The following is a 26,420-nucleotide window of genomic DNA, read 5'->3' on the forward strand; positions in this document are numbered from 1 at the left end:
GGTCGATGTCCTCCCGACGCATGATCGCAGGAGATCCGTGGACGCAGGAGGGCGTTCCGCCCGCGGCGGGCCTACTGCCGGTGCTCAGGTCCGCTCCCGGTGGTCCCCGGCCCCTGACCGTTGGCGGGGACGCGGGGCCCGGCCGCGCCGGAAACGTACCGCACGCGCCGGGGGCACTTCAGTGCTCCCCGGTGCGGTGGGCCGGGTGGGCCGCGTGCCGGCCGTTCGGGTGCGCGAGCGGGGCGCGCGGGTCGGCGGCCCGCGCGATGGCCGACTCCACGGCGGCGATCCGGTCGGCCAGGAGGCCCAGGGCGGCGACCGCGCGGACGAGGGGGGCGTCCTCCGGGCCGCCGAGGGCCCGGGCGCGGACGTGGGCGGCCTTCACCTCCGCCCAGCGGGAGGCCTGTCCGGGCGTGAGCGTGCCCCGCAGTTCCGCCAGCTTGAGCAGGGCGGCCTCGGCGCCGGTGGTGAGGGTCTGGGCCTCCGCCCGGTAGTGGTCGTCGATCAGGGCCGCCACCTCGGCGGCGTCCATGACGGGCTGGACGCGCTGGGCGATCTTGTTCATGTTGCGGTACGAGCCCTGGAGCCGGAAGGGCGGCTCGGTGCGGGCGTCGTCGGACCGCGCGGCGGAGGCGAGGTACGCGGCGTTCACCGCCAGGACCGTCTCGCGGACCGTGAGCAGGTGGCCCAGGACCGCGAGGACGCGGTCCAGTTCCGCGGGGGCGTACGGGTGGGTGAGGCGGTCGGCGCGGGCCGCGGGGTCGTGCCGGGCGAGCCGGACGAGCAGGTCGAGGTCGGCGCGGGGGCGCCCGGCGAGCGGGGCGAGGACCGGGTGGGCGGTGAGGGCGTTCTCCACGAAGCTGGCGGCGAAGGCGTCCTCCTTGCCGGTCAGGACGTCGCCGAGGTTCCACACGTCGGCCCGGTTGGCGAGCATGTCGGGCACCTGGAAGCGGCCGCCGGACTCGGTGTAGGGGTTGCCGGCCATGCACACCGCGAAGCGCTTGCCGCGCAGGTCGTACGTGCGCGGCTCGCCGTCGCGCACTCCCTCGACGCGCCGGGTGGCGTCGCACAGCGGGATGAACCTCTGGAGGAGTTCGGGCGAGGTGTGCTGGATGTCGTCGAGGTACAGCAGGGTGTTGCCGCCCGCCTCCAGCGCGAAGTTGATCTTCTCGACCTCCCGGCGGGCGGTGGCGTTCGGGGCCTCGGCGGGGTCGAACGAGGTCACCGCGTGGCCGAGGGCGGGGCCGCTGACCTTCACCAGCATCAGGCCGAGGCGGTCGGCGACGTACTCCACCAGGGTCGTCTTGCCGTAGCCGGGCGGGGAGACGAGCAGCAGCAGGCCGCCGGTGCCGGGGCGCCCGGACTCGCCCGTGGTGCCGAGCTGCTTGGCGAGGCTGTCCCCGACGAGCGGCAGGTACACCTCGTCGACGAGCCGGTTGCGGACGAACGCGGACATCACCCGCGGGCGGTGCTCGTCCAGGCGCAGCCGGGCGCGCTCCTTCGCCGCCAGGGCCGTACGGCGGCGCCGGTGGTCCCGGTGGGCGGGCACCTCGTGCCTGCGGAACGCCTCGGTCCGCGCGAGGAGTTCGTCGACCCGGACCGTGAGGGTGCCGCCGGTGAGGCGGGGGTGGGAGCCGAGCAGGCCCTCGACCGTCTCGGTCAGGGGCGCGTCGGATGCGTACCGGGTCAGGTCCGGGCACAGCTCGGCGGCCACCGCCTCCGCCAGGTCGCCGGGGTCGGCGTCCGTGCCGGTGGAGGCGGCGTACGCGGACAGCCACGCCTCGGCCAGCTGCCGGCGCGCGTCCAGGTCCCCGAGGGCGGCGAGGTCCTCCTGGTAGGCGGGGGTGCCCGCCGTGCGGCGGAACGCGTCGAGCAGGGCACGGGCACCGGCGCCGAGGACGAAGCCGTCGGGTCCGCCGGTCAGTTCCTCGAAGAGGTAGGCGGAGGCGGCGTCCGCGGACGGCCCGCCGATCGCCTCCGCCAGTTCCCTCCGCAGGTCGGGGATCGCGGGCGCGCGCCCGAACGCCTCCCGGGCGCGGGCGAGGGACACCGCCCGGCGGGTCCACGCCTGGCGCTCCCCGGCCGTCGTGCGGTGCGCCCAGAACAGCTGGGCGGCGGCGCGGGCCGCCGGCTCGTGGCGGAGCGGGCCCGCGCCCTCGTACAGGCGCAGCAGCGCGGCGAGGATCAGGACGGCGTCGTGGTCGTGGACGCCGCGTTCGTACCCCTCGTCGTACGCCTCCCGGGCCGCCCGGCCGACGAGGTCGGGCAGGTCGGCCCCGGCGAGCGCGGCCGGGCCGTGCTCGTCGAGCAGCCGGGCGGCGAGGTGTTCGGCGCGGTAGACCTCCGGGGACTCCGAGGGCAGCGGGCGGTCCGCGTACGGGTCGGTCGCCCCGAAGCCGGGCTCGGTGACCGGGGCACGGTAGTCGGTGCCGGTGACCGCGAAGGCCAGTCCGTCGCCGTGCGGGACGAGGGTGAGGTCGAGCGGCTGGGTGTTCACCGCGAAGCGGTGGGTGCCCAGGCGGACGGTGCGGCCGTCGTCGCTGTACAGGTCGGTGCGGTCGCGCAGGGCGCGTCCGGCCTCCTGGCGGGCGGACTCCAGGCGGCCGTCCAGCTCCTCGGCCCGGACCGGGTCGCCGAGTGCGCGCAGGTCGCCGGCGATGCGGCGGACCTTGGCGGGCATCGGGTCGGAGCCGAAGTAGGTGGCGACGGCGTCCTCGTCGGGGAGGGCGCGGGCCCGGCGGGCGACCGTCGTCAGGACCCGGTCCGCCGAGTCGGCGAGGCGCTCGGCGCGGCGGGCCCGGGCGTCGGCGAGGTCCTGCTTGCGGACGGCGAACGCCTCGTGGATCTCCTCGCGCCGGTCGGCGAGTTCGCCGAGGAGGTCGTCGAGGCCGTCGGACTCCGCGAACCGCGCCTCCAGGTTCTCCACCTGCAGGAGCAGGCGGGCGAGGTGTTCGTCGCAGGCGTCGGGGGTGTCGGCGGACGCGAGGGCGCCGGTGACGGCCTGGCCGAGCAGGGCGGACTCGGCGGCGAACCCGGCGCGTCCCTCGTGGCCGTGGAGCTCGCGGCGGCGGCCGTCGAGGACGGCGCGGGCGCGGTTGACGCCGGCCAGGACCTCGGAGATCCGCTCCAGGACGGCCGTACGGACGGTCGCGTCGGCGATGTCGAGACCCGCGACGACCTCGGTCACCGTGCCCAGCGCGCCGGCGAGTTCGTCGACGCGGGCCGCGACGGGCGCGGCCCCGGCGACGGTGGTGACGGCGGCCGCGTCCGCGACGAGCCGTTCGACGTCCGCGTGCTGGTCGGCGAACGCGTCGTCGCGGGCCAGCTGCGCGACCGCCCGCTGCCCGAACGAGGCGAGGTCGGCCTCGACGTCCGCGGCGAGTTCGTCGATCCGGGCCGTGTCGGCGTACCGCAGCTCCTTGAGCGTGAGCAGGTGGCCGTGCGCCCGCCGCAGTTCGGTCAGGCCGGACACCCAGGCGGCGGCGCCGCGCGGGACCTCCCCCCGCAGCCGGCGCACCACCCGGGCGGCCCGGTCCGCCCCCTCGTCGAGCGCCTCGGCGGCCTGCCGGGTCAGCGCCCGCACGGTCCCGAACTCGGCCAGCACCTGAGCGGCCGTCGCCCGCACCCGCGTGAGCGGCTCCCGCAGGTCGCCGAGTTCGGGGTCCCCCAGCCAGTGGCGCGTGTCGGCCGTCCGGTCGCAGGCCGCGACCAGCGCCTCGTACGCCTCGCTCGTCGGGGTGGTCACGGCGGCCGCCCCGGCGATGGACAGGCAGTCGGAGATGCCCCGTACGAGATCGGCGTTGCCGACGCGGGCGAGCGGGCCGCCGACGGGCCGGGCGGCTGCGGCACGGGTGTCGGAGAGGTGGGGGGAGCTCCACAGCTGGACGGGGTGGACGCGTCGCGGCTCGTCCTCCTCGGCGCGCAGCAGGACCAGCGTGCCGTCGTCGAGGAGGGCCCAGCCCCGGCAGGTCAGCGGGGCCGCGACCTCCTCGCGGATCACGTTGTACGGCAGCAGGAGGGCGCGGCCCGCCGCGGGCGCGCGGAACGCGAAGAGGACGTCCTCGCCGTTCGGCGAGCGGACCGTCCGCTCGAACTCCGGCGCCGCCGGGTGCCCGGGGCCGACGGTGCCGTCGATGCCGATGGCACCGTCGAAGGTCTTGTGCGTGCCGCCGGCCAGGCAGTAGCCGCCGGGGAAGACGATGCCCCGGTCCTCGGGCAGGCGGCGGCACGCCTGCCCGATGCCGTCGAGGCGGACGACGCTCCTGGTGAGCGTGTCGAACACCAGGTACCGGTGGGCGTCCTCCTTGTAGGGGCGGACCCGCAGCAGGATCAGGGCGCCCACCCGCGCGTGGGCGATGTCGGCGTCGGCGAGCGCCTGCAGCGGCTCGTCGACGGGCTCGGAGTGGATGCCCTCGCCCGTCTCCGTGTCGTCCTCGGTCTTGACGGTGAGGGCACCGCCGACGGTGGTGACGAAGAGTTCACCCCCGACGGACACGTGCGGGTGGCGGCCGGGGACGTGGTCCTCGCGGGTCGTCGCGGTCCAGGTGAAGTCGTGGGCGGGCGGCGGGACGTGGTCGCGGTCGCCGCGCGCGTCCAGGAAGGTCACCCGCCCGTCGTCGGCGAGTGCCCAGCGCAGGACGCGGATGTCGCCCGCCTCGACGCCGGTCCGGAACACGGCGAGGAGCCGGCCCTCGACGCGGCTCAGCCGCAGCAGCCGGGCCTGGTGGTAGTAGCGGTGCAGGGCCGTGAACTCCCGTACGAAGCCGGGGTCGTCGAGCAGGCCGGGCACCGCGTCGTCGGGCAGCCCGCCCAGGTCGCGGTCGTACAGCGCGAAGACGTCGCCGACGGCCGTGTCGGGCCCCCGGCCGGTGGGCGCGTGGTGGCCGAGGAGCAGGACGTCACCGACGGCGACGAGGTCGCGGGGCACGCAGGTGCGCTCGGTGCGCAGCAGACCGGTGCCCGTGAGTTCGAGGCGCGTCGCGCCGAACTCCTCGGTCCGGCGGGCGTTGAGCTCCTCGGCGCGGCGGGCGAGTTCGGCGGCCTGCGCGGTGAGCCGGTCGCGCAGCACCTCGTACGTGCCGGTGTCGAGCGCGTCGTGCGGGCTCGTGTCGGGCGCCTCGCGCGGGCCGGTGGCCGGGCCGGTGGTCATGGGGGTCCCTCTCGGAAAGTCGGAGAAAGCGGTCCGGAGCTGCCGTCCCCTGCGCGGCAGCTCCGGACCGCGGCCTGTCAGACCTCGGCGCTGCCGTTCAGGGCGGCGAGCGAGGCGTCCGCGACGCCCAGCTCCCCCGCCCTGTCGAGCAGTTGCCGCAGGGCGTCGGAGTCGGCCCCGCCCGTCTTCATCAGCTTCATCAGCAGCGCGGAGACGGACAGGTTCCGCACGTCGGCCGTGGAGACCTGGCCGAGGACGCGGCCGAGGTCGTCGGTGAAGCTCGACGAACCGTCCAGCCAGGGCCCCGCCAGGGCCTGTGCCGTCTCGGAGTGCCGGACGAACCCGTCGACGCTCCTGCCGAGCGAGATCGAGGAGACCAGGCGGTCGAGGAAGACGGACTCGCCGCCCACGATGTTGATGTCGGCGTTCTCCAGTCCGGTGGCGAGGACGGTGGCCTGCGCCTCGGCGACGTGCCTCTGCGTCTCCAGTCCGGCCAGCCGGATGTCCTTCTCCGCCTGGAGCCGCAGCCGGTACTCCTCGTGGCCGCGGGACGCCTCGTCGAGCGCGGCCATCGCCGCCGCCTTCTCCGTCAGGCCGGCCGCCTCCGCCTTCAGCTTCTCGCCGACGCCCTCGGCCTCGGCGAGCGCCTTCGCCCGCGCGCCCTCCGCCTCGGCCCGCATCCGCGCCTCGGCCGCCCCGGCCTCGGCACGACCGGTCTTCTCGACGACCTCGGCCTCCTTGTCCCGGACCTGGACGGCCGCCAGGCCCTCCGCGGCGGCCTCCGCCTGCACGCCCTCCGCCAGCCGCAGCTTGGCCCGGGCGTCGAGGTCGGCGCTCTTCAGCCTGGCCTCGGCGAGGGTGAGTTCCTCGGCGGCGCGGTGCACGGCGGCCTGCTCGGCGGCCTCCGCGGCCTTGATGTCCTTGACCAGCCTCTCCTGCGCCTCGGCCTCCGCCGCGATGACCACGGTCCGGCGCCCGCGCTCCGCCTCCTCCACGGCGCGCAGCTTCTTGATCGACTCCTCCTGCTCGGCGACCGTGCGGTCCACGGCGATCCGCTCCCGGATCACCTCGGCGATCTCCCGCCGCTCCGCCTCGACCTCCTTCTCGGCGGCGATCCGCGTCAGCCCCGTCTCCCGCTCGCGGGCGATGACCTCGAGGAGGCGGTCCTTCTCGATCCGCTCGCTCTCGACGGCGATGACCCGCTCGCGGTTCTTCGCGGCGACGGCGACCTCGCGGGCCTGGTTCTCGCGCTGCACCCCGAGCTGCTCCTCGGTCCTCAGGAACGCGCTCTGCGCCCGCAGCCGCTCCTCCTCCACCACCCGCGCCGTCTCGGCCTCCTCCCTGGCCCGTACGGTCTCGATCTCCCGCCGCTGCCTGATCTCGGCGTCGGCCTGGCGGCGCTCCAGCTCCAGGACGGCCTCGCGGGCGTCGACGTTCTGCCGGGTGATCTCCTTCTCCTCGGTGCGCCGGAACTCGTTGGTGCGCACGTGCTCGATCGCCGTCAGCTCGGTGATCTTGCGGATGCCCTGGGCGTCGAGGACGTTGGCCGGGTCGAGCTGGGTGATCGGCGTCTGCTCCAGGTAGTCGATCGCCGCGTCCTCCAGGTGGTAGCCGTTGAGGTCGACGCCGATGACCTCGATGATCCGGTACCGCAGTTCCTCGCGCTTGGTGTAGAGGTCGGTGAAGTCCAGTTGCTTGCCGACGGTCTTCAGGGCCTCGGAGAACTTCGCGTGGAACAGCTCCTGCAGCGTGTTCCGGTCACTGGCCCGTGCCGTGCCGACGGCCTGGGCGACCTTGACGACGTCCTCGACGGTCTTGTTGACCTTCACGAAGAACGAGATGCGGATGTCGGCGCGGATGTTGTCCCGGCAGATCAGCCCCTCCTTGCCGGCCCGGGTGATCTCGATGGTCTTCACCGAGATGTCCATCACCTCGGCCTTGTGGAGCACGGGCAGCACGACCTGCCCCGTGAAGGTCACGTCGACCTTGCGCAGTTTGGAGACGATCAGGGCCTTGCCCTGCTCCACCTTGCGGAACAGCACGGAGACGGCGAGGAAGAGGAGGAGCGCTGCGAGCAGGCAGACGCCGACGCCCACGGTGATGACGGTCATGGGAAGCATCCTTGGCAGGTGGGGTGCCCGAGGCCGGGAGGACCCGGAGTCGCTCGGGAGTCGGAAGATTCGGGAGGGGGCGCGTGCCGGGGTCCGGAAGCGCCCGCGCGCTTCCGTGCTCCCCGGAGGGCGTCCCCCGCGGGCCGGAACGGGGTGCGGCCGCGGTGGCCTCCGCGGCCGCGGCTCAGGCGGTCCGGCCGCGTGCGGCGGTCCGGCCGTGTGCCCGGTGCGCCGTGTCGGGGCGGTCGCCCCGGCGGGGGCCGCCGTCCGCCCGCTCCGGGCGGACCGTGCGACGCGGCCCGGCGAAGCGCGGTGGGGGCGGCCCGGGTTCGTCGGGGCGCAGCCGCCGCGGCAGCCGCAGCAGCGTCCGGGCCGCGCACCACGAGAGCGCGGGGGCGGCGGCGAGGACGGCGAGCCCCGTCAGCGCACGCGCCAGCCCCCGGGAGGCGAGCGGTTCCAGCAGGACGGCCGCGCCGAGGCTGCCGGACCAGGCGAGGGCCGTCCACAGGGAGACCGCGACCGCGACCGGTACGCCGCCCAGCCCCAGCGCGCCGAGGTCCGCGTCCTCGTCGAACGTGCGCGGTCCGGCGGCGCCCACCGCGACCAGCAGCCAGAAGCCCGCGGCCGCCAGCAGGGGGACGGTGAACAGGAAGGTCGGAAATCCCGCGGCGGCCATGAAGAACGTCCGCATTCCCCACCCCCGATCGGTTCCGTCCCGTGCCGGCCTCGGCACGCCCGGGCAGCCCGACGCCGGGCACCTGCCGGTGCTCGGCATCGAGGCTTTTCCCCCGTGCTTCCCTCACCCCCATCCTGTCGGCGCGGGGCCTTCGGCGCATTGCCGGATCCCGGCAGTCTTGGCCGGACCGTCCATGCCGGTGCCCCGCCAAGAAAGCGTCAGGAGGACGCCGGGGCGCCCCCGTCGGAGTCCGGGGCCGAGCCGGAGTCCGCGTTCGCGTACGGCTCCGGCTCCGGCTCCGGCTCCGGTGGCCGGCGTCGGTCGCCGGGCGCGGGGGTGGCCCCCGGCCGGCCGGGGACGGTGATCATCAGCAGGGTCACGTCGTCGTCGTGGGCGGCCGGGTCGGGGAGGAGGGTGGTGATCAGGCGGGACGCCGTCCGTTCGAGGGTCTCCGGGTCCGTGCGGGTGTCCTTCGGGGTGCCGTCGAGGGTGCGGGTGAGGAGGTCGATGCGGGCCTCGATGTCGGCGCCGGGGCGTTCGACCAGTCCGTCGGTGTAGAGCACCAGGGTGCTGCCCGGCGGCAGCGGCCGGGTCGCCTCCTCGAACGGCACCCCGCCGCCGCAGGCGTCGTTGACGCCCAGCGGCACGCCGACCGGTGCGGGCAGCCGGCGGGCGGGCCCGTCGGGGGGCAGGACGATGACGGGCAGGTGCCCGGCCGAGCACAGGCTGACCTCGCCCGCCTCCTGGTCGATCACCAGGTAGACGCAGGTGACGAGCTGGTCCGCCAGGTCGGCGACGAACGCGTCCAGCCCGCTCATCAGGCCGCCGGGCGTCGTGCCGGTGCGGGCCAGCGCGTGCGAGGCGGCGCGCAGCTGCCCCATGACGGCCGCCGCCTCCAGGCCCCGGCCCATCACGTCGCCGATGACGACGCCGGTGCGGCGGCCGTCGAGGGGGATGACGTCGAACCAGTCGCCGCCGACGCCGGGGTCCTGGACGGACGCCAGGTAGCGGTGGGCGCTGGGCAGGTACGGCAGGCGGGGCGGCTCGCCCATGAGGCTGTGCTGGAGGGTGTAGGCGATGTGCCGGTGCTGCTCGTAGCGCTCGGCGCGTTCCGCCTCGGCCCGTCTGCGTTCGGTGATGTCCCGCACGCTCAGGAACACCAGGTCCTCCTCCTCGGTGCGCAGGCTGCTGACGCTCACCTCGACGGGGAACTCGCCGCCGTCGCCGCGCAGCCCGTACAGGTCGCGGTCCGTGACCGTCGGCTTCGGGTCGCGCAGGCCCAGGTAGGCGTCGAGGAGGGCGCCGTGCCGCCGGCGGCGCGGACCGGGCACCAGGTCGACGACGCCGGTCCCGACGAGGTCGCCCGGCGCCCGCCCGAACAGGCGTTCCACCTGTGCGTTGGCCATGACGATGACGCCCCGGCCGTCCGTGATCAGGGTGGCGTCGGGCGCGGACTCCAGCAGCGCGCGGAAGCGCCGGTGGGAGCGCTGGACCTCGCGCTGCGCCGCGGCGCGCTCGGTGACGTCGGTGACCACGCCGCACAGCGCGTACGGCGCGCCGTCCCCGTCGTTGAGGGGGAACAGGGAGGTGAGGAGGTCCCGGGGGCCGCCCGGGAGGGTGAGCGTCTCCTCGCGCTGCACGGAGGTGCCCGCGGCCAGCACGGCGCGGTCGGCGGCCCGCACCTGACGCGCCAGGACGGGGGACAGGACGTCCCTGTCCCGGCGGCCCAGCGTCCGGTCCCGGGACAGGCCGGTGGTCTCCTCGAACCGCGTGTTGACCGCCAGGTAGCGGCCGTCGAGGTCCTTGATGAACACCACGGCCGGGGTGTGGTCCATGAACGCCTGCAGCAGCGCGTTCTGCCGCACCTGCCACTCCGCGCGCGCGTGGGCCACCTCGATCCTGCGGCCCACGGCCAGGGCGGTGAAGACGACCGCGGTGAACACCGCGACGTGGCCGCACACCAGCAGCGCGGTGCCCAGCCGCTCCCCGAACACCCCCGCGTCCTCGCCCGCCAGGACGGCCCAGCCCAGCAGCGGCGGCACGACCGCGGCGGTGGCGAACAGCCACCGGCCCAGCGTGCCCGTGGTGCCCGCGTTCGTCAGCAGTCCCGCGGGTCCCTGGTCCGGCCGGACCAGGAAGGCGGCCGTGCCCAGCAGCACCAGGGCGAGCGCGGTGTGCAGGGCCATGCCCGTGTAGGCGCCGAACCGCTCCAGCTCGGGCACCGCGTAGAAGGCCCCGTACAGCCGCAGCATGCCGAGGGCCGCGACGGCCAGGCCCGGGATCTGGCTGATCCAGGCGGGGACCCGGGGCGTGGCGGCGCACAGCGCCGCCAGGGCCCCGAGGGTCAGCGCCGCGGCCGTGTTGGGGGCCATCCGGCCGGGCGTCTCCGCCGCCGTCGCCGTCCCCGTGCTGTCGTCGGTGAAGAGGAGCTCGTCGATGCCGAGACGCGCCCCGGTCGTGTACTCCAGCAGGGTGAGCACGCCGATCAGGGCCGCCAGCGCCGCGGCGGCCCTGGCCACGGCGGACCGGGCCGGGACGGACCGGGCCGGGACGGACCGGGCGCGGCCGGGACCGGTGGCCACCAGGCCCAGGGAGATCCCCAGGGCCAGCACGGCCACGGCGGTGTTCGCCTTCATGGCCACCGGGTCGCCGGGCAGCACGCTCTTCAGCGCCTCGACGTCGGCGATCCACCCCGTCAGGCTCACCGCGCCGAGCAGGGCGGCCGTCAGGGCCGCGGCCCGGGCCACCGTGCGGGCGGCGGTCAGGACCGACGCCCGGAACGGCAGGCCGTCGGTCTGCACCGCTCCCCGTGCACCGGGCAGCTCGGGCGCCTGCTGCTCTCTCGTCACCGCGTTCCCTGGGGATGGAGGACCGATCCGCATCTTTCAGATTAAGAGCGGCAAAGGGAAAATGTGTGATGACGTGCTTTTCCGTTCCGTCCCGCCCGGCCCCTCGGCCTCACGCCTCCGTGTCCGCGCGCCTCCACGCCTCCGCGTCCGCGCGCCGCGGGATCCCCGGCGCGCAACGGTGAAGCCCGCCCCGCCGCCCGTCGGGAGGACGGGCGGCGGGGCGGGCTCGGGGGTGCCGGTTCGGCTGCGGCTGTCAGCCGGCTGCGGCTGTCAGTCGGCGGCGGGCACCGGCGGGCGGGTCCCCGGCACCGCTCCGTAGCCCATCTGGCTGGGCATGTCGCCGTCCTGGCCGTAGACCTGCACCTGGTAGTGGGACGTGGTCCCGGCCGGTGCGGCCGTGTCCAGGTAGGACACGGCGGTGCCGGGCAGGGTCGAGGTCAGCTCGTCCCACACCTGGGTGGCGGGGTTCCAGCGCTGGACCGCGACCGAGGACGGGGCGGGACACCACTCGTTCCGGCAGGACCACTTCCAGGTGAGCAGCACGCCGTCCGCCGAACCGCTCGCGGCCAGGGTCATGGAGGCGCCGTAGCCGTCGCTCGTCCATGGCAGCACCGCGGCCTCGGAGCGCACGCCGTCGGCGCCCACGGCGACCACCGCGTAGTAGGCGTTGGAGGACGGGGAGGGGGCCGCGGTGTCGGTCACGGTGGTGGCGGTCGCCGGCTGGTCCTGGACCGGGGTGCCGGGGTGGGCGGCGTCGCCCCAGTACCGGTACACGAGGTAGCCGGTGGCGCCGGGGACGGGCTGCCAGGACAGCACCGCGTGATCGCCGTCCGGCCGGGCGGCGAGTCCCGCGGGCCGGTCCGGGCGCGCGGTGCCCGCGGGGTACGGGCGCAGCGCGCAGGTGTCCTCGGACAGGCCCGAGCGGCCGCCCGTCGCGTTCACGGCGACGGTCCGGTAGCAGGAGGGCACGCCGGCGGGTGCGCCGGTGTCGGTCCACTCCGGGGAGTCCGTCGCGGGGATGTCGGCCTGCTCGAGGTACTCGGGGTCGGTCTCGGTGCGGCGCCAGATCTCGTAGCGGGCCGCGGCCGGGTCGTTGACGGGCCAGGTCAGCCGGATGCCGTCGGCGGTGCCCGTCGCGGCCGGCATCCCGGGCGCCTGCGGGGCGGGGGCGGGCTCGTTGCTGACGTCGATCCAGACGGGGTCGCTGTAGTTGCCCTGGAAGCCGCGCACCGTCAGGCAGTACCGGGCCATGCGCCAGGGGCTGGTGTCGACGTAGTACGAGTCGGCCGTGTGGAAGGTGTCGGCGCTCGCGCAGGGGCTGCCGTAGGTCGTGCGGTACAGGTAGTAGAGGTAGACCTCCGACGCGGGCGAGTCGTCCCAGTCGAGGAGGATGCCGGCGTCGACGCGGGTGGCGGTCAGCCCGGTGGGCGTGGGCGGCTTGGGCACCGGCGGGAGCGGCCGCTGCAGCCGCACCACGGTGCCCGAGGAGCGGTTGCCCGCCAGGTCGACCGCGACGACCCGGTAGTACGGGGTGGCGTCGGCGGCGATCGGGCCGTCGGTGAGGGTGCAGCGGACCCGTTCCTCGGTGTCCGGCACGGCGGCGCACTGCGGGGTGCGCAGGGCGCCGACGTCGGTGAACGGGCCGTCGGGGGACGTGCCGCGGGTGACCTGGTAGCCGGCGAAGTCCTCGTCGTAGCCCGGCCATCCGTTGGTGGTCCAGGCCAGGGTGGCGGTGGTGCCCCCCTCGGGAGCGGTGACCTCGGGCGTGCCGGGCGCGGCCGGCGCGGTGGTGTCCGGCGGCAGCGGGCGGCTGACCTCGACCGGCTCGGTCCAGGCCGAGTACGCGGGCGGGGTGTCGGCGTCGACGGCCCTGCCGACGGCGCGCACCCGGTAGTGGCGGGTGCCGCCCTCGGACAGGGTGGTGTCGGTGAACCGCGAGGCGGTCAGCGGCGCGTCGCCGCCGCGCGGGGTCCAGGGGCCCGAGGCGGAGGCGGCGGACTGCACCTGGTAGCCGGCGGTCAGGCCGTGCACGGGGCTGCCGACCGGGTTGTCGGCCCAGTCCAGCGCGACGTCGCCGCCGTTCAGCCCGGCGGTGAGACCGGTGGGCCGCTGCGGCGGGCGGAGTCCGGTGTCGGGACGGAGCGCGGAGGCGACGGTCGGGGCGTACTCGCCGGGCTCGGTGGTGGCCGGGGCGGACTCGTTGCCGGCGGTGTCGACGGCCGTCACCCGGTAGTACGCGGTGACGCCGATCGGGGCGTCCTCGTCGGCGTAGGCGTTGTCCTGGACGACGCGGGCGTCGGCGCTGCGGATCCTGGTCCACGGGCCGCCGGGGGCGGTGGCGCGGTAGACGTGGTAGCCGGCGAACGCGTCCCGCGTGCTGTGGTCGTCGTCCCAGCTCGGGCCCCAGCTCAGGTGGTTCTCGCCGAGGTCGTCGCCGGGGCCGGGCAGGCCGTCGCCGTCGAGGTCGAGGTCGCCGTAGCCGTCGGCCCCCAGGAGGTCGGGGGCCTTCGGCGCGGTGGTGTCGGCCGGGACGGCCGACACGGCGGCCGAGGCGCGGGACTGGTTGCCGGAGCGGTCCACGGCGGTGACGGCGAACCGGTACGTGGTGCCGTTGCGCAGCCCGGTCGAGGTGAACGAGGTGCCGGTGAGCAGGCCGGAACCGCTGACCCGGTGGGCGGTGTCGATCGCCACGGGGGTGGTGGTGGAGCGGTAGACCCGGTAACCGGCGATGTCCGCCTCGGCGTTGCGGGCCCAGCCGACGGTGACCCGGCCGTCGCCGCGTGCCGCCTTCACTGCGGTGGGGGCCAGCGGGGCGGTCCGGTCCGGCGTGGTCGGGGTGAGACCGGCGGAGACGTTGGCCGGGCCCGTGAGCGCCACGTAGTCGACGCGCACGGTGTGCGTCCCGGCGGGCACGGTCACCTTGACGCTCGTGCGCTGGGTGGAGGTGTAGTCGCGCCACAGGCTGACGTACCGCTTGCCGTCGATCCAGACCCGGACGCCGTCCTGGGCGGCGGTCTTCAGCAGGAAGGGACCGCCCCCGCCGAAGTTGCGGCACATCGTCCAGCGGACGCCGAAGCGGTCGTCGGGCAGGGAGACGCCGGTGGGGTGGCCCCGGCCCCAGTTCTCGTTGACGGAGGTGTCGCACAGGGACTTGCGGGGCGTGCCGGTGAGGGTGGTGTTGGCGTAGTAGTCGGCCTTCCACACCCCTGCGGAGCAGGTCACTGACGCGACCGGAGCCGCGTCCCGCGGAACCTGGGACGGGGGGTGCACGGTGGCGGCGACGAGCGCGGCTCCGGCGGCGGCCGTGACGGGCCACAGCAGCCGGTGCGACGCGCGGGACTGCGGGGGAACGGGTCTGCCCATCCGGGGCGTCATCCTTCCTCGGACCGGGCACACCACCTCGACACGACGGCTCGAGTGGTCCCCCCGGATGATCGGCCTCTGCCTCGTGATGATCGCACGCGAACAGCAGTTCGTGTGCGAAATCATGGGGAACGCGTGTACAAATCGCGTCTTGTCAGCAGGAGTTGGCCGCACCGGAGGGACGGGAGGCCTCACATCGGCCCGCGAGGAAGAAAAGTGACGATACGTCACATCATCCGGTGCCGGTTCGTTCGGATCCGGCCGGGTCCCGGATCCGGTCGGGTCCCGGCGCGGCCACCCGTCCCGCCCCGTCCCGTCCCGTCCACCGGACACCTGGCCGCCCCGCACCGCCCACCCGCCGCCCGCCGAGGACCGCCCACCGGGCACCCGGCCGTCCCGAAGGCCGTCCGGCCCTGCCGGGCGCCCCACTCGTTCCGGACACCGACCACGGCCGCGCGGGCCGGACGGCCCCGCACCGGGATGTACGGGGACGTACGGTTGCCTACAGCGACGTACGGTTTCCTATGGGGACGTATGGGGATGTACCGGGACTTGAGTGCCCGGCGGAGCCTGCCGAAGACGTGGGCACGGCGGGACCGGGGCCGCGGCCCGCGCGGGGCCGGGACCGGGACCGGTCATCACGAGTGGCGGGGAGATCCGCATGGACGTCAACGAGGTGCTGCTGCCCGGTGTGGGACTGCGCTACGAGTTCGTCAACCACGAGGGCGACCGGATCGGGGTCGTCGCCCAGCGTTCGGGCGACTTCGAGCTGGTGGTGTATCCCGGTGACGACCCGGACGAGGCCCAGCCGGTCGTGCGGCTCACCGGCCAGGAGGCCGACGCCCTCGCCGAGATCCTCGGCGCCCCGCGCATCGCGGAGCGGTTCGCCGACCTGACCCGCGAGGTGCCCGGCCTGAGCGCCGGCCAGGTCTCCGTGGGGCCGGGCAGCCCGTTCGCCGGACGCCTCCTGGGCGACACCCGGGCCCGAACCCGTACCGGCGCCTCGATCGTGGCCGTCGTCCGCGGCGAGGACGTGATCGCCTCGCCGGGGCCGGGCCAGAGCCTGCTCGCCGGGGACGTCCTGGTGGTGATCGGCACCCACGAGGGCATCGCCGGGGTCCAGCGCATCGTCCAGGGCTGACCGGTGCGCACACCCGTCGCCCTGCTGCTGGAGCTGGGCGTCATCCTGACCGTCCTGAGCCTGCTCGGCACGGTCGCGCGGCGTTTCGCGCTCTCGCCCGTGCCGCTGTACCTGGTGGCCGGGCTGGCCCTGGGCGACGGCGGCCTCGCCCCGGTCCCGGCCGCCCGGGACTTCGTCGACACCGGCGCCTCGATCGGGGTGGTCCTGCTGCTGCTGACGCTGGGCCTGGACTTCACCGTCCGGGAGTTCACCGCCAGCGTCCGCCGGCACCGCACCTCCGCCGCCCTCGACCTCGTCCTCAACGCCGTGCCCGGCGCCGCGGCCGGACTGCTGCTCGGCCTGGACGCGGGCGGGACCCTCGCGCTCGCGGGCGCCACCTACGTCTCCTCCTCGGGCATCGTCGCCCGCCTGCTCGGCGACCTGCGGCGGCTGGGCAACCGGGAGACGCCGGCGGTGCTGTCCGTGCTGGTGGTGGAGGACTTCGTGATGGCCGCCTACCTTCCGCTGCTCGCGGTCGTCGCCTCCGGGGGCACCTGGTGGCAGGCGCTGCTCGCCGTCGCGGCGGCGCTGGCGGCCGTCACCGCGGCCCTGGGGGCGTCCTGGCGCTGGGGTCACCACGTCGGCCGGATCCTCGCCCATCCCGATCCCGAGCAGGTGCTCCTGAGGGTCCTCGGCATCACCCTGGTCGTCGCCGCGCTGGCCGAGATCGTCCACGTGTCGGCCGCCGTGGGCGCCTTCCTGATCGGACTCACCCTGACCGGAGCCGCCGCCGACCGGGCCCGGGCCGTGCTCGGGCCGCTGCGCGACCTGTTCGCCGCCGTGTTCTTCCTGGCCCTCGGCCTGTCCGTCGACCCCGCCGACCTGCCGCCGGCGCTGCCGGCCGCCCTCGCGCTGGCGGCGGTCACGGCGGCCACCAAGGTGGTCTCCGGCTGGTACGCCGCCCGCCTCGACGGCGCGGGACGGCGCGGCCGGCTGCGGGCCGGGACCGCGCTCATCGCCCGCGGGGAGTTCTCGGTCGTCATCATCGGCCTGGCCGCGCCCGGCGAGAGCCGCCTCGCGGCCCTCGTGACCACCTACGTGATGCTCCTCGCCGTCTGCGGCCCCGTCCTCACCCGGTTCGCCCCCACCCGGCCGCCCGCACGGCCGTCCACCCGGCCGCCCGTCCGGTCCGCGGCCCCCCGCCCGTCCGCACCGCGGGACGGCGCGCGGGGGCGCGGGCCGGGCCCGGTCAGGGGGACGCCTCCGCTCCCCGCACCACCGCGACCGGGCAGTGGGCGTGATGCAGCAGGGCCTGGCTGACGGAGCCGAGCAGCAGGCCGGTGAAACCGCCGCGGCCCCGGGCGCCGACCACGAGCAGCTGCGCGGACCGGCTCGCCTCGATCAGCGCCTCCCGTGTCCCGCCGTGCACCACCCTGTGGTCCACCACCACACCGGGATACCGCTCGCGGCAGCCGGCGAGCGCCTCGGACAGCAGGCGCTCCTCCTCGCCGGCGAGGGCGCCCGGCGGGTTCGCGTACGGCTCCGACGCGTCCTGCGGCGCGGGCAGCGGAGCGTTCCACGTGGTCCAGGCGTGCAGCGCCACCAGCGGCGCCTTCCGCAGCTCCGCCTCGGCGAACGCGAAGTCCACCGCCCGCCGGCCCGCCGCCGAGCCGTCGACGCCCACGACGACCGGGCCGTCGGCGTGGGCCGGCTCGCGCACCACCAGCACCGGACACCGGCCGTGCGCCGCCAGGTGCACCGCGGTCGACCCGACCAGGAGCCCGACGAACCCGCCCATCCCCCGCGACCCGACGACCACCAGCTCCGCCTCGCGCGACTGCGCCTCCAGGACCGTCAGCGGTTCACCGGGCACCACCGCGTGCCGGACGTCGACGTCCGGCGCCGTCGCCCGCGCGCGCTCGACCGCCTCGGCCGTCAGCCGGTCGACCATGTTGCGGATCCCGCCCCCGGGCGGCCCCAGCGGCGAGGGACCCGTGGGCACGTGCATCGCGGGCCAGACGAACGCGTGCACGATCCGCAGGACCGCGCCACGTGCCCGCGCCTCCCGCGCCGCCGCCTCCACCGCGGCGAGACTCGACGCCGCCCCGTCCACACCGACGACCACCACACCGCTCATCACGCCTCCCGCCGTACGCCTGCCTCCCGGGGAACGGGGTCGCTCCCCCCTCCAGGGTCGCCCCGCCGCCGCCCTTCGGCGCGGGGCCGGGTGGTGCCGTCACCGGGGCCGACCGGCACATCTCCACGGCGCTTCTCCGCGGCGGCGAGGCGTCGCGCGTCGCGTTCCGCGCCCGTGCCGGTGCCCGTCCGGCCCCGGGCGGGGGGCCGGACGGCCCTTCTGCGCGCGGGGCACCCGTGGTCTTCTGTAGGTGACGGGGAGGGCCCGTACAAGGACGCGGAGAAGCAGCCGGGAGCTGCGCACCGCGTGATCAGGATCCGCGAGAAGCGGGTGGGCCCTCCTCGTCCACTCGTGTCCGCGGGGCCGCCGTGCGACGCCGGCGGGTGAGGTCGCACGCCGTGCGGCAACGGCGGCGGCGTGCGACGACGTGCGACGGCTTTCCCGGCGTCGGACCGCCCGGACGCCGGTGACGGTGCGTGTCCGGACGATTTGCGGCGGCTCCGGCCGCATCACAGACTGAAAGCCGCCCTCACCTCGGTGAGCAGGCGGTTTCCGGTTTCCCGCCTTCCCCCTCCGCCTTCCTCCCCGACGAGCAGGTGACAGCGTGTACAGAAGTCTCTCCTCCACCGCGGCGGCCGGCCTGGCGGTGCTCGCCCTCGTCACCACGGGCTGTGGCGACTCGGACGGGCAGCCGGACTCGGCCCGGACGGTCACGGCGACCACCACCATTCCCGGCACCCCGGCCGCCTCCCCCGGGGAGCGGACGGCGAGTCCGGCCCCGACGACCGGCAGCCCCGACGAGGACGAGAGCACGGGACCGGTCCGCAAGTACCCGGGCGCCGAGGTCGTCACCGACTCCAAGGGCTTCACCATGCTGCACACCGACGACTCGGTGGAGAAGGTGGGCGACTTCTACATCGACCTGCTGAAGGACGAGGACTGGAACATCACCTCCAAGTATGAGGGGGAGACGAGCGTGCACCTGCTGGCCACCAAGGACGGCGACGGCCTGACCGTGCAGGTCAGCCCGACGGGATCCGGCACGTCGATCTCGCTCTCCTACTACGGCGTGTAGCCCGGGCCCGGGCCGGCGAAGGACTCCGCGGAGAAGGCGGTCACGGCGGAGTCCCGCGTCCGGTGAGTGGACGGGGACCGGATCCCTCCCGTACCTCCGCGATCGTCTCCACCGACCGGTCGGGGCCCGGACCGGTCACGGGCCCGGCCCGGTCGGGACCCGGCCCGGTCGGGACCCGGCGTCCCGCGCGCCGCCCGTCAGGCCGGCGTCCCGGCCGGGGCCGCCGCGCGCGCCGCCGTCCCCACGACCCGGCGGCGGCGGGCCGGCAGGCCCAGGGTGGGGTTGGCCACTCCCCAGGCCGCGCCCTTGCAGACCAGTTCCTTGTAGAGGGCGGCGGTGCGTCCGGTCAGGGCCGCGCGGACGGCCCGGTCGTCCGCGGTGACGTACTGGATCAGGCCCTGCCTGCGGCCCAGGGAGACGCACTGGTTGAAGTAGCGGATGGACACCTGGGGGATCTTCGCGCCGGTCAGACGGGCCGCGATGGCGTCGGCGGCCTGCCAGGCGGTGGGCACGCCCGAGGCGCACGACATGCGCAGCGGCTTGCCGGCGGGACCCGTCACCGCGGCCGCGTCGCCGACGGCGTACACGTCCGGGTGGGAGACCGAGCGCATGGTCCGGTCGACGACGATCTGACCGGTTCCGGTGACCTCCAGGGTGGTGGCCCGCGCGACCGGGTGGACGGCGAAACCGGTGGTCCACACGGTGACCGCGGCCGGTACGGACGTGCCGTCGGCGGTGGTGACGCGGTCGGCGGCCACGGCGGTGACGGGGGCGTGCTCGTGCACGGTGATCCCGAGGCCGTCGAAGACCTTCCGCAGGTGCCCGCGGCCCTTGGGCGAGAGCCAGTCGCCGAGGCCGCCGCGGACGGCGAGGGCGACGTCGAGGTCGGGGCGGGCCTCGGCGATCTCGGTCGCGGCCTCCACGCCGGTGAGGCCGCCGCCGACGACGACCACGGGCCGTCCGGCGTCCAGGCCGGCCAGGCGCGCGCGCAGCCGGAGGGCTCCGGGGCGGCTCGCGATCTCGTGAGCGTGCTCGGCGGCGCCGGGGACGCCCTGGTCGTTCCAGGCGCTGCCGAGGGCGTAGACGAGGGTGTCGTACTCCAGTTCCTCCTCCGCGGCGGCCTCCGGGCCGGCGTCCGCGCCGACGCCGGTGACGGCACCCGTGCCGGTGCTCGCGTCGGCGCCGGTGACGGTGACGGTCCGGCGGTCGGGGTCCACGGCGGTGACCCTGGCGAGCTTCAGCTCCACTCCGGTGCCCGCGAACATCTCGGCGAAGGGCCGGGGCCGGAGGTCCTGGCCGACCGCGAGCTGGTGCATCCGCACGCGCTCGACGAAGTCGGGCTCGGCGTTGACGAGGGTGATGGCGACGTCTTCGCGGTGCAGCCGCTTGGCGAGGCGCCCGGCGGCGACGGCTCCGGAGTATCCGGCTCCGAGGACGATGATGCGGTGCTGCATCTCCATGCTCCTGTCTTGAGCGGGTTCGCCCCTTGAACCGGGCGGCCCCGCGTTTCCTGACGGGAACGGGATGTGAAGCAGCTCACATCCGCGTCAGAACGTGACGCGGACGGGATCGCCGTGGCCGGTGGCCGCCCAGTGCCGCGTCGCGCGTCCGAGCTTGTCGGGGTTGACCTGGTTGCGGAGCCCGGCGATGCCCTCCGGGGTGACCTCCAGGCACATGACGCCGATGACGCGGCCGTCGACGACCACGACGACCGCGGGATCGCCGTTGGCGACCGTGGCGTACATCTCGGCCGCGTCGCCGATCAGGTCGCGTTTGGCCTTGCCGGGCCGGAACAGGCCGCGCAGGAACTTCGCGACCGCGAGCGCGCCCTCGAACGCCCTGGCGCGGGCCGGGACCTTGCCGCCGCCGTCGCCGATCGAGACGGCGTCCTGGGTGAGCAGCCGCACGAGCGGCTCGGTCCGGCCGCTGGTGGCGGCCGCGAGGAACTCGTCGACGATCCGCCGGGCGGCGGCCTCGTCGATCTCGGTACGGGTCCTGCCGTCGGCGACGTGCTTCTTGGCGCGGTGGAACAACTGCTGGCTGGCGGCCTCGGTGATGTCGAGGATCGCGGCGATCTCCCGGTGCGGGTAGTCGAAGGCCTCCCGCAGCACGTACACCGCCCGCTCGCCGGGCGACAGCCGCTCCAGCAGCGTGAGCACCGCGTACGACACCGACTCGCGCTGTTCGGCGGTGTCGGCGGGGCCGAGCATCGGGTCCCCGGAGAGCAGCGGCTCGGGGAGCCACTGGCCGACGTACGTCTCGCGCCGGGCGCGGGCCGAGGTGAGCTGGTTGAGGCACAGGTTCGTGAGGACCTTCGTCAGCCACGCCTCGGGAACCTCGACGCGCCCGACGTCGGCGGCCTGCCAGCGCAGGAACGTCTCCTGCACGGCGTCCTCGGCCTCGCTCGCCGAGCCCAGGAGGCGATAGGCGATGGCCTCCAGGCGTGGCCGGGAGGCCTCGAACCGTTCCACGTCGTCCACGGTCAGGGCCATGTCCCGGATCCTAGCCCGCACGGCCCCGGGGGGCGCACGCCCGGGGACTGATCCGCCCGGGGGCGGCCCGGCAGGGCGGCCGCTGGGGCCGCTGGGCAGGCGGCCGGGGCGCCGGAGCGCCGGGTTACCGGAGCGCCGGGTTACCGGAGCGCCGGGTTACCGGAGCGCCGGAGTGCCGAAGTGCCGCGGCGTCAGAAGTCCGGCGCCGTGGCCCGCGGCCGCCCCGGCACGGCCCGGCACGCCCCCGGCCCGGTCCCGGCCCGGCGCAGTCCCGACGCCCCAGCCCGGCACGGCTCCGCGCGGCGGCCTGTTGCGGCCCGCCGTGGCGTGGAACTTCGGCGCCTCGGCGGCCGTTGACGAAAGGACGCGCGCGGGCCGCGCGTCGGACCGGAACGACAGGGCTGAAGCCGAGGATGGCACGCGTGGCGATGTGGGATCGGATCAAGGACCAGGCCAAGGGGCTCCAGCAGGCGCAGGGCGCGCGGGGCGCCGGCGGCCACGGGCGGCCGGGGGCCGCGGGCGGTTCGCGCGCCCAGCTGGTGAACACGCTCAAGTCCCAGCTCACCTCCCTCAAGACCGAGTTGAAGAGCGGCGCCTACCGCGACGCCAGCATGGCGATGTGCGCCCTGGTCGCCGCCGCCGACGGGCACGTCGACCCGGCCGAGCGGCAGCACGTGGAGTCGCTCATCCTGCACAACGACGTCCTGCAGAACTTCCCGCCGGAGCAGCTGCGCCAGCGCTTCAACCAGCACGTCGACCGGCTGGCGTTCGACTTCCCCCAGGGCAAGACGGAGGTCCTCCAGGAGATCGCCAAGGCCGCGAAGAAGCCGACGGAGGCCAGAGCCGTCGTCCAGACCGGGTTCGTCGTCGCGGGTGCGGACGGGTACGTCGCGCCGGCCGAGGAGCAGGTCCTGCGCGAGGCCTGCTCGGTCCTCGGCCTGTCGGCCCAGGAGTTCGGCCTCTGAGCACCTCTCAGGACCGGTAGCGGTCAGGCTTCGGGGATCAGCGGCAGTGCCGTCGTGACCTCGAAGCCGCCCTCCGGCCGGGGGCCCAGGCGCAGTTCGCCGCCGATGGAGCGGGCGCGTTCGCGCATGCCCAGGATGCCGAAGCCGCGGCCGGGCGCGGTCGCGGACTGCGCCGGGGCGGCCGGGCCGTCGTCGCTGACCGTGATCACCAGCCGGGCCCCGGAGTACACCAGCCGTACGCGGGCGCAGTGACTGCCCGCGTGCTTGGTGACGTTGGTGAGCGCCTCCTGCACGATGCGGAACGCGGTCAGGTCCGCCCCCGGCGACAGCGGCCGGGGCTCCCCCTCGGTGGTGACCGTGACGGTGAGCCCCGCGGACTCGCACGCCGCGACCAGCTCGGGCAGGCGGGCCAGGCCCGGGGCCGGTTCCAGCGGGCCGCCGGCCGGGTCGTCGTTCTGGCGCAGCAGTCCCAGCGTCGCCTTCAGCTCGCGCAGCGCGGAGGACGTGGTGCCGGTCAGGTCGGTGAGGATCCGCTTCGTCTGCTCCGGGCGGGTGAGCGCGAGGTGGGCGGCGGTGCCGGCCTGGGCGTTGGCCAGCGCCAGGTGGTGCGCGACGACGTCGTGCAGTTCCCGGGCGATGCGCATGCGCTCCTCCGTGACGCGCAGCCGGGCCTCCTCCTCGCGGGTGCGTTCGGCGTGCTCGGCGCGGGCCTGGACGGACCGGAGGTAGGCGCGCCGCAGCCGGGTCGTGTTGCCGGCGGCGAGCGGCAGCATCAGCCAGAAGACCGGGCCGATCGTCCTGAGCAGCAGGGAGAGGTCGTCCATGCTGTCGGAGAAGACGGCCGCGGCCGTCACCGCCGCGGTCGTGACGACGCCGAAGGCGCGGGTCGTCGCGGGGGCGCTGAGCGTGGCCAGCCAGTAGAGCGCCGCCATGACCGGGCCCAGCAGCAGCGGGGTGACCAGGTACCCGAGCGCGACCGCGACCACCGTGCAGACCGCGGTGACGACGACCGCGGTGCGCGGACGGTCGCGGTACCGCAGCAGGGCGAGGCAGGAGACGCCCATGAGGGCGGTGGCGGTCCCGGCGTGGTCGGGCGGCGTGATGCCGGGCATGGTGAGGGAGCCGCCGAGGCTCGCGCAGCCCATCAGCCCGAGGACCACCGCCAGGTCGATCAGGCGGGAGTGGCGGTCCGCGTACTTCCCGACGCGTTCCGAGTATTTCTCGAGGCGGTCCGTGTAGCGCTCGAGGCTGCTGCTCATCGGGGTTCGGCTCTCCGGTCGGCGGTGCTGGCTCCATCGTGGCCTCCGCCCCCGCGGCGGGGCGACGGGACCGCCCGTGGCGTTCACCACGAACGGTCCCGGTCGGACGGTCCCGGCCGGACAGTCCCGGTCGAACGGTCCCGCTCGGACGGGCGAGGAGGGTGAAGGCCCGAGTGCGGGCGGGCCCGGATGCGCGCAGGCCCGGATACGCGCGGGCTCAGGTGCGGGCGGGCTCCAGTCCGGCGGCGGCCGGCTCGCCGGCCGGGTCCCGGTCGCCGGGGCCGGGCCGGTGGGCGAGTGCCTCGCCCTCCACGTCGACGCGGGGCAGGATCCGGTCCAGCCACGCGGGCAGCCACCAGGCCTTGTCGCCGAGCAGGGCGAGCACGGCGGGCACGATCGCCATCCGGACGACGAAGGCGTCGAAGAGGACCGCTCCGGCCAGCCCGAACCCGATCATCTTGATCATGGAGTCGTTCTCGCCGACGAACCCGGCGAAGACCGCGATCATGATCAGCGCGGCGGCCACGACCACCCGGGCGCTGTGCCGGAAGCCGGACGCCACCGCCTGGCCGGGCCGCTCCCCGTGGACGTACGCCTCGCGCATGCGGGAGACGAGGAAGACCTCGTAGTCCATGGCGAGGCCGAACACGATGCCCACCAGGAAGATCGGCATCAGGCTCATGATCGGGCCGGTCTGCTCCACGCCGAGGATCCCGGCGCCGTGGCCCTGCTGGAAGACCACGACGACCGCGCCGAGGGAGGCCAGCACCGACAGCAGGAACCCGAGGGCCGCCTTGAGCGGGACGAGCAGGGACCGGAAGACCAGCATCAGCAGCACGACCGCCAGGCCGACCACGACGATCAGGTACGGGACCAGCGCGGCCTGGACCTTGTCGGCGATGTCGATGTTCAGCGCGGTGCTGCCGGTGACCTCGAAGGTCGCGCCGGTCTCCGCCTCGACGCCGGGGCGCTCGCCCCGGATGGTCTTCACCAGGTCCTTGGTGCGCTCGTCGGTCGGCGCGGTGGACGGCACGACCGAGAAGACGGCGGTGTCGCCGGCCTCGTTGAACCGGGCCGGGGAGACGGAGACGACGCCCTCGGTGCCGCCGACGCGGTCGGCGACGGACCGGACGGCCGCCTCCGGGCCGTCGTCGCCCCGCGCGTCGACGACGACGGTCAGGGGCCCGTTGAAGCCGGGCCCGAAGCCGTCGGCGAGCGCGTCGTAGGCCCGGCGCTCGGTGGTGGAGGCGGGCTTCGCCTCGTCGCCGGGCATGCCCAGCCGCAGGTCGGCCACGGGCAGCGCGAGCGCGCCCAGGCCCGCCACGCCGAGCAGCAGCACGGGCAGCGGGCGGCGCAGCACGAACCGCGCCCAGCGGGTGCCGCCGTTGTCGCCGGCGCGGCCGCCGGCACGATCACCGGCGCGGGCCCCGGCGCGGGCCCCGCGGGCCAGCACGGCGTGCGGCCAGAACCCGAGGAACGCAGGCACCAGCGTCAGCGCGATCAGTACGGCGAGGACGACCGCGCCCGCCGCGGCCAGGCCCATCTCGGTGAGCATCGGGATGCCGACGACGGAGAGTCCGGCCAGGGCGATGACGACGGTGAGGCCCGCGAAGACGACCGCCGACCCGGCGGTGCCGGCCGCGAGACCGGTCGCCTCCTCGGGCGTGCGGCCGTGGCCCCGTTCCTCGCGGTAGCGGGAGACGACGAACAGGGCGTAGTCGATGCCGACCGCCAGACCGAGCATCATCGCCAGGGTGCCGGTCGTCGTGGACAGGCCGAGGGCCGCGGAGAGGGCCGTGATCGCGGCCATGCTCACGCCGACGCCGATGATCGCGGTCAGCAGGGGCAGTCCGGCCGCGGCGAGCGAACCGAAGGTGACGAGCAGGACGACCGCGGCGATCGCGACGCCGACGATCTCGGCGACGCCGCCCGGCCCCGCGCCGTTCTCCAGCGCGTTCCCGCCGGCCTCGACGGTCAGCCCGGCGCGACGGGCGTCGTCGAGGGCCCGGTCCAGACGGGCCCTGCTGTCGTCGGTGAGGTCGTTCGCCGCGACCTCGTAGGTGACGGTCGCGTACGCCGTCGAGCCGTCCGCGCTGACCGCCCGCGCCTGGAACGGGTCGGGGGCGCTCGCCACCTGCGGTCCGCCGGCCAGGCCGGCCACCGCGTCCTGCACGGCCCGCCGGTTCCCGGCCGCGGTCACCTTCTGCCCGTCCGGCGCGACGAAGACGACCCGCGCGGTGGCGCCGTCGGCCGAGGCACCGGGGAAGCGCTCCTCCAGCAGGTCGAACGCCTTCTGGGACTCGATGCCCGGCATCGAGAACCCCTCGTCGGAGGACGCGGGCGCGTTGAGGGCGCCTAGCCCGACGGCGGCCAGGACCGCCGCCCAGACCAGGGCGACGTACCAGCGCCGCCGGAAGGCCAGGCGGCCCACGCGATAGAGGAAAGTAGCCACGACAGGGGGTCTCCGCATCTGGTGCCGACTGTCCGCCCAGCCTCCCCGCGCCACCCCCCGCCCGTCGTCGTCCGCCTGCCGACAATTCCTCCTACTGAGAACGCAGTACGGCCGGCCCCGCGGGATCCACCGGCAGGACTACGGACCGGTCCGCGCATCGGACTCTTGTTCCCGCCGATGTGTCCTTCGTCGCACTCGGGGGGAATTCGAGGCTGCGCGGGTTTCGCGCGGGACGGCGCCCGCGGCGGCCGTCGCACGAGGTCACGAGGGTGCTCCGGGCCTCTCCGGCCGGAAGGCGAAGGCGTCGGCGGAGCAATATCTGTGGTCACCGGATGAGAAATTGACGCAGTGCCCGGGGAATATTCCCGCACCCCGCTCACCAGGGGAAATTGCACCGCCCACTCGGCCGAACGCACCGTGCTAGTGTCGTCGCCAGTTGCAGTTGTGGTTGCCAGAAGGTTTTTCCATCGGGGTGATCATCACGGCGACCGGAGGCACACAGGGTGACTCCGAACCGTCCCGAAGGAGAACAAAATGGCCAGCGGCACCGTGAAGTGGTTCAACTCTGAAAAGGGCTTCGGCTTCATCGAGCAGGACGGCGGCGGTCCCGACGTCTTCGCTCACTACTCGAACATCGCGACCCAGGGCTTCCGTGAGCTCCAGGAAGGCCAGAAGGTGTCGTTCGACATCGCTCAGGGCCAGAAGGGCCCGACGGCGGAGAACATCGTTCCCGCCTGACCCTGCCTGACGCGTGACGCAGCCGGGGCCCGCA

15 protein-coding genes are annotated in these 26,420 nt (G+C 75.2%); 5 read left to right on the top strand and 10 right to left on the bottom strand.

Annotated elements, in window-relative coordinates:
- Positions 1-178: 178 nt before the first annotated feature.
- The 5 genes from ACF09K_RS09455 to ACF09K_RS09475 form a co-directional block, all read right to left on the bottom strand.
- Complete coding sequence (locus tag ACF09K_RS09455; RefSeq protein WP_392241949.1) at positions 179-5,149, bottom strand: DNA repair ATPase; 4,971 nt, start codon at positions 5,147-5,149, stop codon at positions 179-181.
- 77 nt (positions 5,150-5,226) lie between these two features.
- Positions 5,227-7,260 carry a flotillin family protein gene (locus ACF09K_RS09460; RefSeq protein ID WP_392241951.1) on the bottom strand — a complete coding sequence of 678 codons (2,034 nt, stop codon included), beginning with the start codon at positions 7,258-7,260 and terminating at the stop codon, positions 5,227-5,229.
- A 184-nt stretch (positions 7,261-7,444) separates the two neighbouring features.
- Positions 7,445-7,951, bottom strand: coding sequence for a hypothetical protein (locus ACF09K_RS09465; RefSeq protein WP_392241953.1), 507 nt, complete (start codon positions 7,949-7,951; stop codon positions 7,445-7,447).
- 203 nt (positions 7,952-8,154) lie between these two features.
- Complete coding sequence (locus ACF09K_RS09470; protein ID WP_392241954.1) at positions 8,155-10,785, bottom strand: SpoIIE family protein phosphatase; 2,631 nt, start codon at positions 10,783-10,785, stop codon at positions 8,155-8,157.
- Between the two features lie 270 nt (positions 10,786-11,055).
- Positions 11,056-14,148: a fibronectin type III domain-containing protein gene (locus ACF09K_RS09475; protein ID WP_392241955.1), complete on the bottom strand. Its 3,093-nt coding sequence runs from the start codon at positions 14,146-14,148 to the stop codon at positions 11,056-11,058.
- 661 nt (positions 14,149-14,809) lie between these two features.
- Between ACF09K_RS09475 and ACF09K_RS09480 the strand changes: the two genes are divergently transcribed.
- Positions 14,810-15,289, top strand: a complete 480-nt coding sequence (locus ACF09K_RS09480; RefSeq protein ID WP_392241957.1) for a cation:proton antiporter regulatory subunit — start codon at positions 14,810-14,812, stop codon at positions 15,287-15,289.
- 3 nt (positions 15,290-15,292) lie between these two features.
- On the top strand, positions 15,293-16,588 hold the full coding sequence (locus tag ACF09K_RS09485) for a cation:proton antiporter (RefSeq protein ID WP_392241958.1): 1,296 nt from the start codon (positions 15,293-15,295) through the stop codon (positions 16,586-16,588).
- Here the strand turns inward: ACF09K_RS09485 and ACF09K_RS09490 are convergent.
- The gene (locus ACF09K_RS09490) at positions 16,518-17,405 is read right to left on the bottom strand and encodes a universal stress protein (RefSeq protein ID WP_392241959.1); all 888 of its coding nucleotides are present in this window, start codon (positions 17,403-17,405) and stop codon (positions 16,518-16,520) included. The two genes, ACF09K_RS09485 and ACF09K_RS09490, sit on opposite strands and share 71 nt — an antisense overlap.
- 604 nt (positions 17,406-18,009) lie before the next feature.
- On the opposite strand from ACF09K_RS09490, the gene ACF09K_RS09495 reads away from it, so the two are divergent.
- The gene (locus tag ACF09K_RS09495) at positions 18,010-18,480 is read left to right on the top strand and encodes a hypothetical protein (protein WP_392241960.1); all 471 of its coding nucleotides are present in this window, start codon (positions 18,010-18,012) and stop codon (positions 18,478-18,480) included.
- Between the two features lie 197 nt (positions 18,481-18,677).
- On the opposite strand, the gene ACF09K_RS09500 is transcribed toward ACF09K_RS09495, so the two are convergent.
- On the bottom strand, positions 18,678-19,934 hold the full coding sequence (locus tag ACF09K_RS09500; RefSeq protein ID WP_392241961.1) for an NAD(P)/FAD-dependent oxidoreductase: 1,257 nt from the start codon (positions 19,932-19,934) through the stop codon (positions 18,678-18,680).
- 93 nt (positions 19,935-20,027) lie between these two features.
- Entirely contained in the window at positions 20,028-20,972 is a 945-nt protein-coding gene (locus ACF09K_RS09505) for an RNA polymerase sigma-70 factor (RefSeq protein WP_392241963.1), read from the bottom strand.
- A gap of 422 nt (positions 20,973-21,394) precedes the next feature.
- On the opposite strand from ACF09K_RS09505, the gene ACF09K_RS09510 reads away from it, so the two are divergent.
- On the top strand, positions 21,395-21,937 hold the full coding sequence (locus tag ACF09K_RS09510) for a tellurite resistance TerB family protein (RefSeq protein ID WP_392241965.1): 543 nt from the start codon (positions 21,395-21,397) through the stop codon (positions 21,935-21,937).
- Positions 21,938-21,960: 23 nt separating this feature from the next.
- On the opposite strand, the gene ACF09K_RS09515 is transcribed toward ACF09K_RS09510, so the two are convergent.
- Together ACF09K_RS09515 and ACF09K_RS09520 are read right to left on the bottom strand one after the other, a co-directional pair.
- Positions 21,961-23,196 (bottom strand): sensor histidine kinase, encoded by a 1,236-nt coding sequence (locus ACF09K_RS09515; protein ID WP_392241966.1) that lies wholly within the window; start codon positions 23,194-23,196, stop codon positions 21,961-21,963.
- Positions 23,197-23,413: 217 nt separating this feature from the next.
- A complete protein-coding gene (locus tag ACF09K_RS09520) occupies positions 23,414-25,648 on the bottom strand; it encodes an MMPL family transporter (protein WP_392241968.1) in 2,235 nt (744 codons plus the stop codon).
- A gap of 534 nt (positions 25,649-26,182) precedes the next feature.
- Between ACF09K_RS09520 and ACF09K_RS09525 the strand changes: the two genes are divergently transcribed.
- Positions 26,183-26,386 (top strand): cold-shock protein, encoded by a 204-nt coding sequence (locus ACF09K_RS09525; protein ID WP_363087555.1) that lies wholly within the window; start codon positions 26,183-26,185, stop codon positions 26,384-26,386.
- Positions 26,387-26,420 lie beyond the last annotated feature (34 nt).

Source organism: Streptomyces sp. NPDC014882 (genome assembly GCF_043081325.1).
Classification (GTDB): domain Bacteria; phylum Actinomycetota; class Actinomycetes; order Streptomycetales; family Streptomycetaceae; genus Streptomyces.

Excerpts from the sequence above, each read along its gene's own strand:
- ACF09K_RS09455 (WP_392241949.1), bottom strand. The coding sequence starts at position 5,149 with ATGACCACCGGCCCGGCCACCGGCCCGCGCGAGGCGCCCGACACGAGC.
- ACF09K_RS09460 (WP_392241951.1), bottom strand. The coding sequence starts at position 7,260 with ATGACCGTCATCACCGTGGGCGTCGGCGTCTGCCTGCTCGCAGCGCTC.
- ACF09K_RS09465 (WP_392241953.1), bottom strand. The coding sequence starts at position 7,951 with ATGCGGACGTTCTTCATGGCCGCCGCGGGATTTCCGACCTTCCTGTTC.
- ACF09K_RS09475 (WP_392241955.1), bottom strand. The coding sequence starts at position 14,148 with ATGGGCAGACCCGTTCCCCCGCAGTCCCGCGCGTCGCACCGGCTGCTG.
- ACF09K_RS09480 (WP_392241957.1), top strand. The coding sequence starts at position 14,810 with ATGGACGTCAACGAGGTGCTGCTGCCCGGTGTGGGACTGCGCTACGAG.
- ACF09K_RS09490 (WP_392241959.1), bottom strand. The coding sequence starts at position 17,405 with ATGAGCGGTGTGGTGGTCGTCGGTGTGGACGGGGCGGCGTCGAGTCTC.
- ACF09K_RS09500 (WP_392241961.1), bottom strand. The coding sequence starts at position 19,934 with ATGCAGCACCGCATCATCGTCCTCGGAGCCGGATACTCCGGAGCCGTC.
- ACF09K_RS09505 (WP_392241963.1), bottom strand. The coding sequence starts at position 20,972 with ATGGCCCTGACCGTGGACGACGTGGAACGGTTCGAGGCCTCCCGGCCA.
- ACF09K_RS09515 (WP_392241966.1), bottom strand. The coding sequence starts at position 23,196 with ATGAGCAGCAGCCTCGAGCGCTACACGGACCGCCTCGAGAAATACTCG.
- ACF09K_RS09525 (WP_363087555.1), top strand. The coding sequence starts at position 26,183 with ATGGCCAGCGGCACCGTGAAGTGGTTCAACTCTGAAAAGGGCTTCGGC.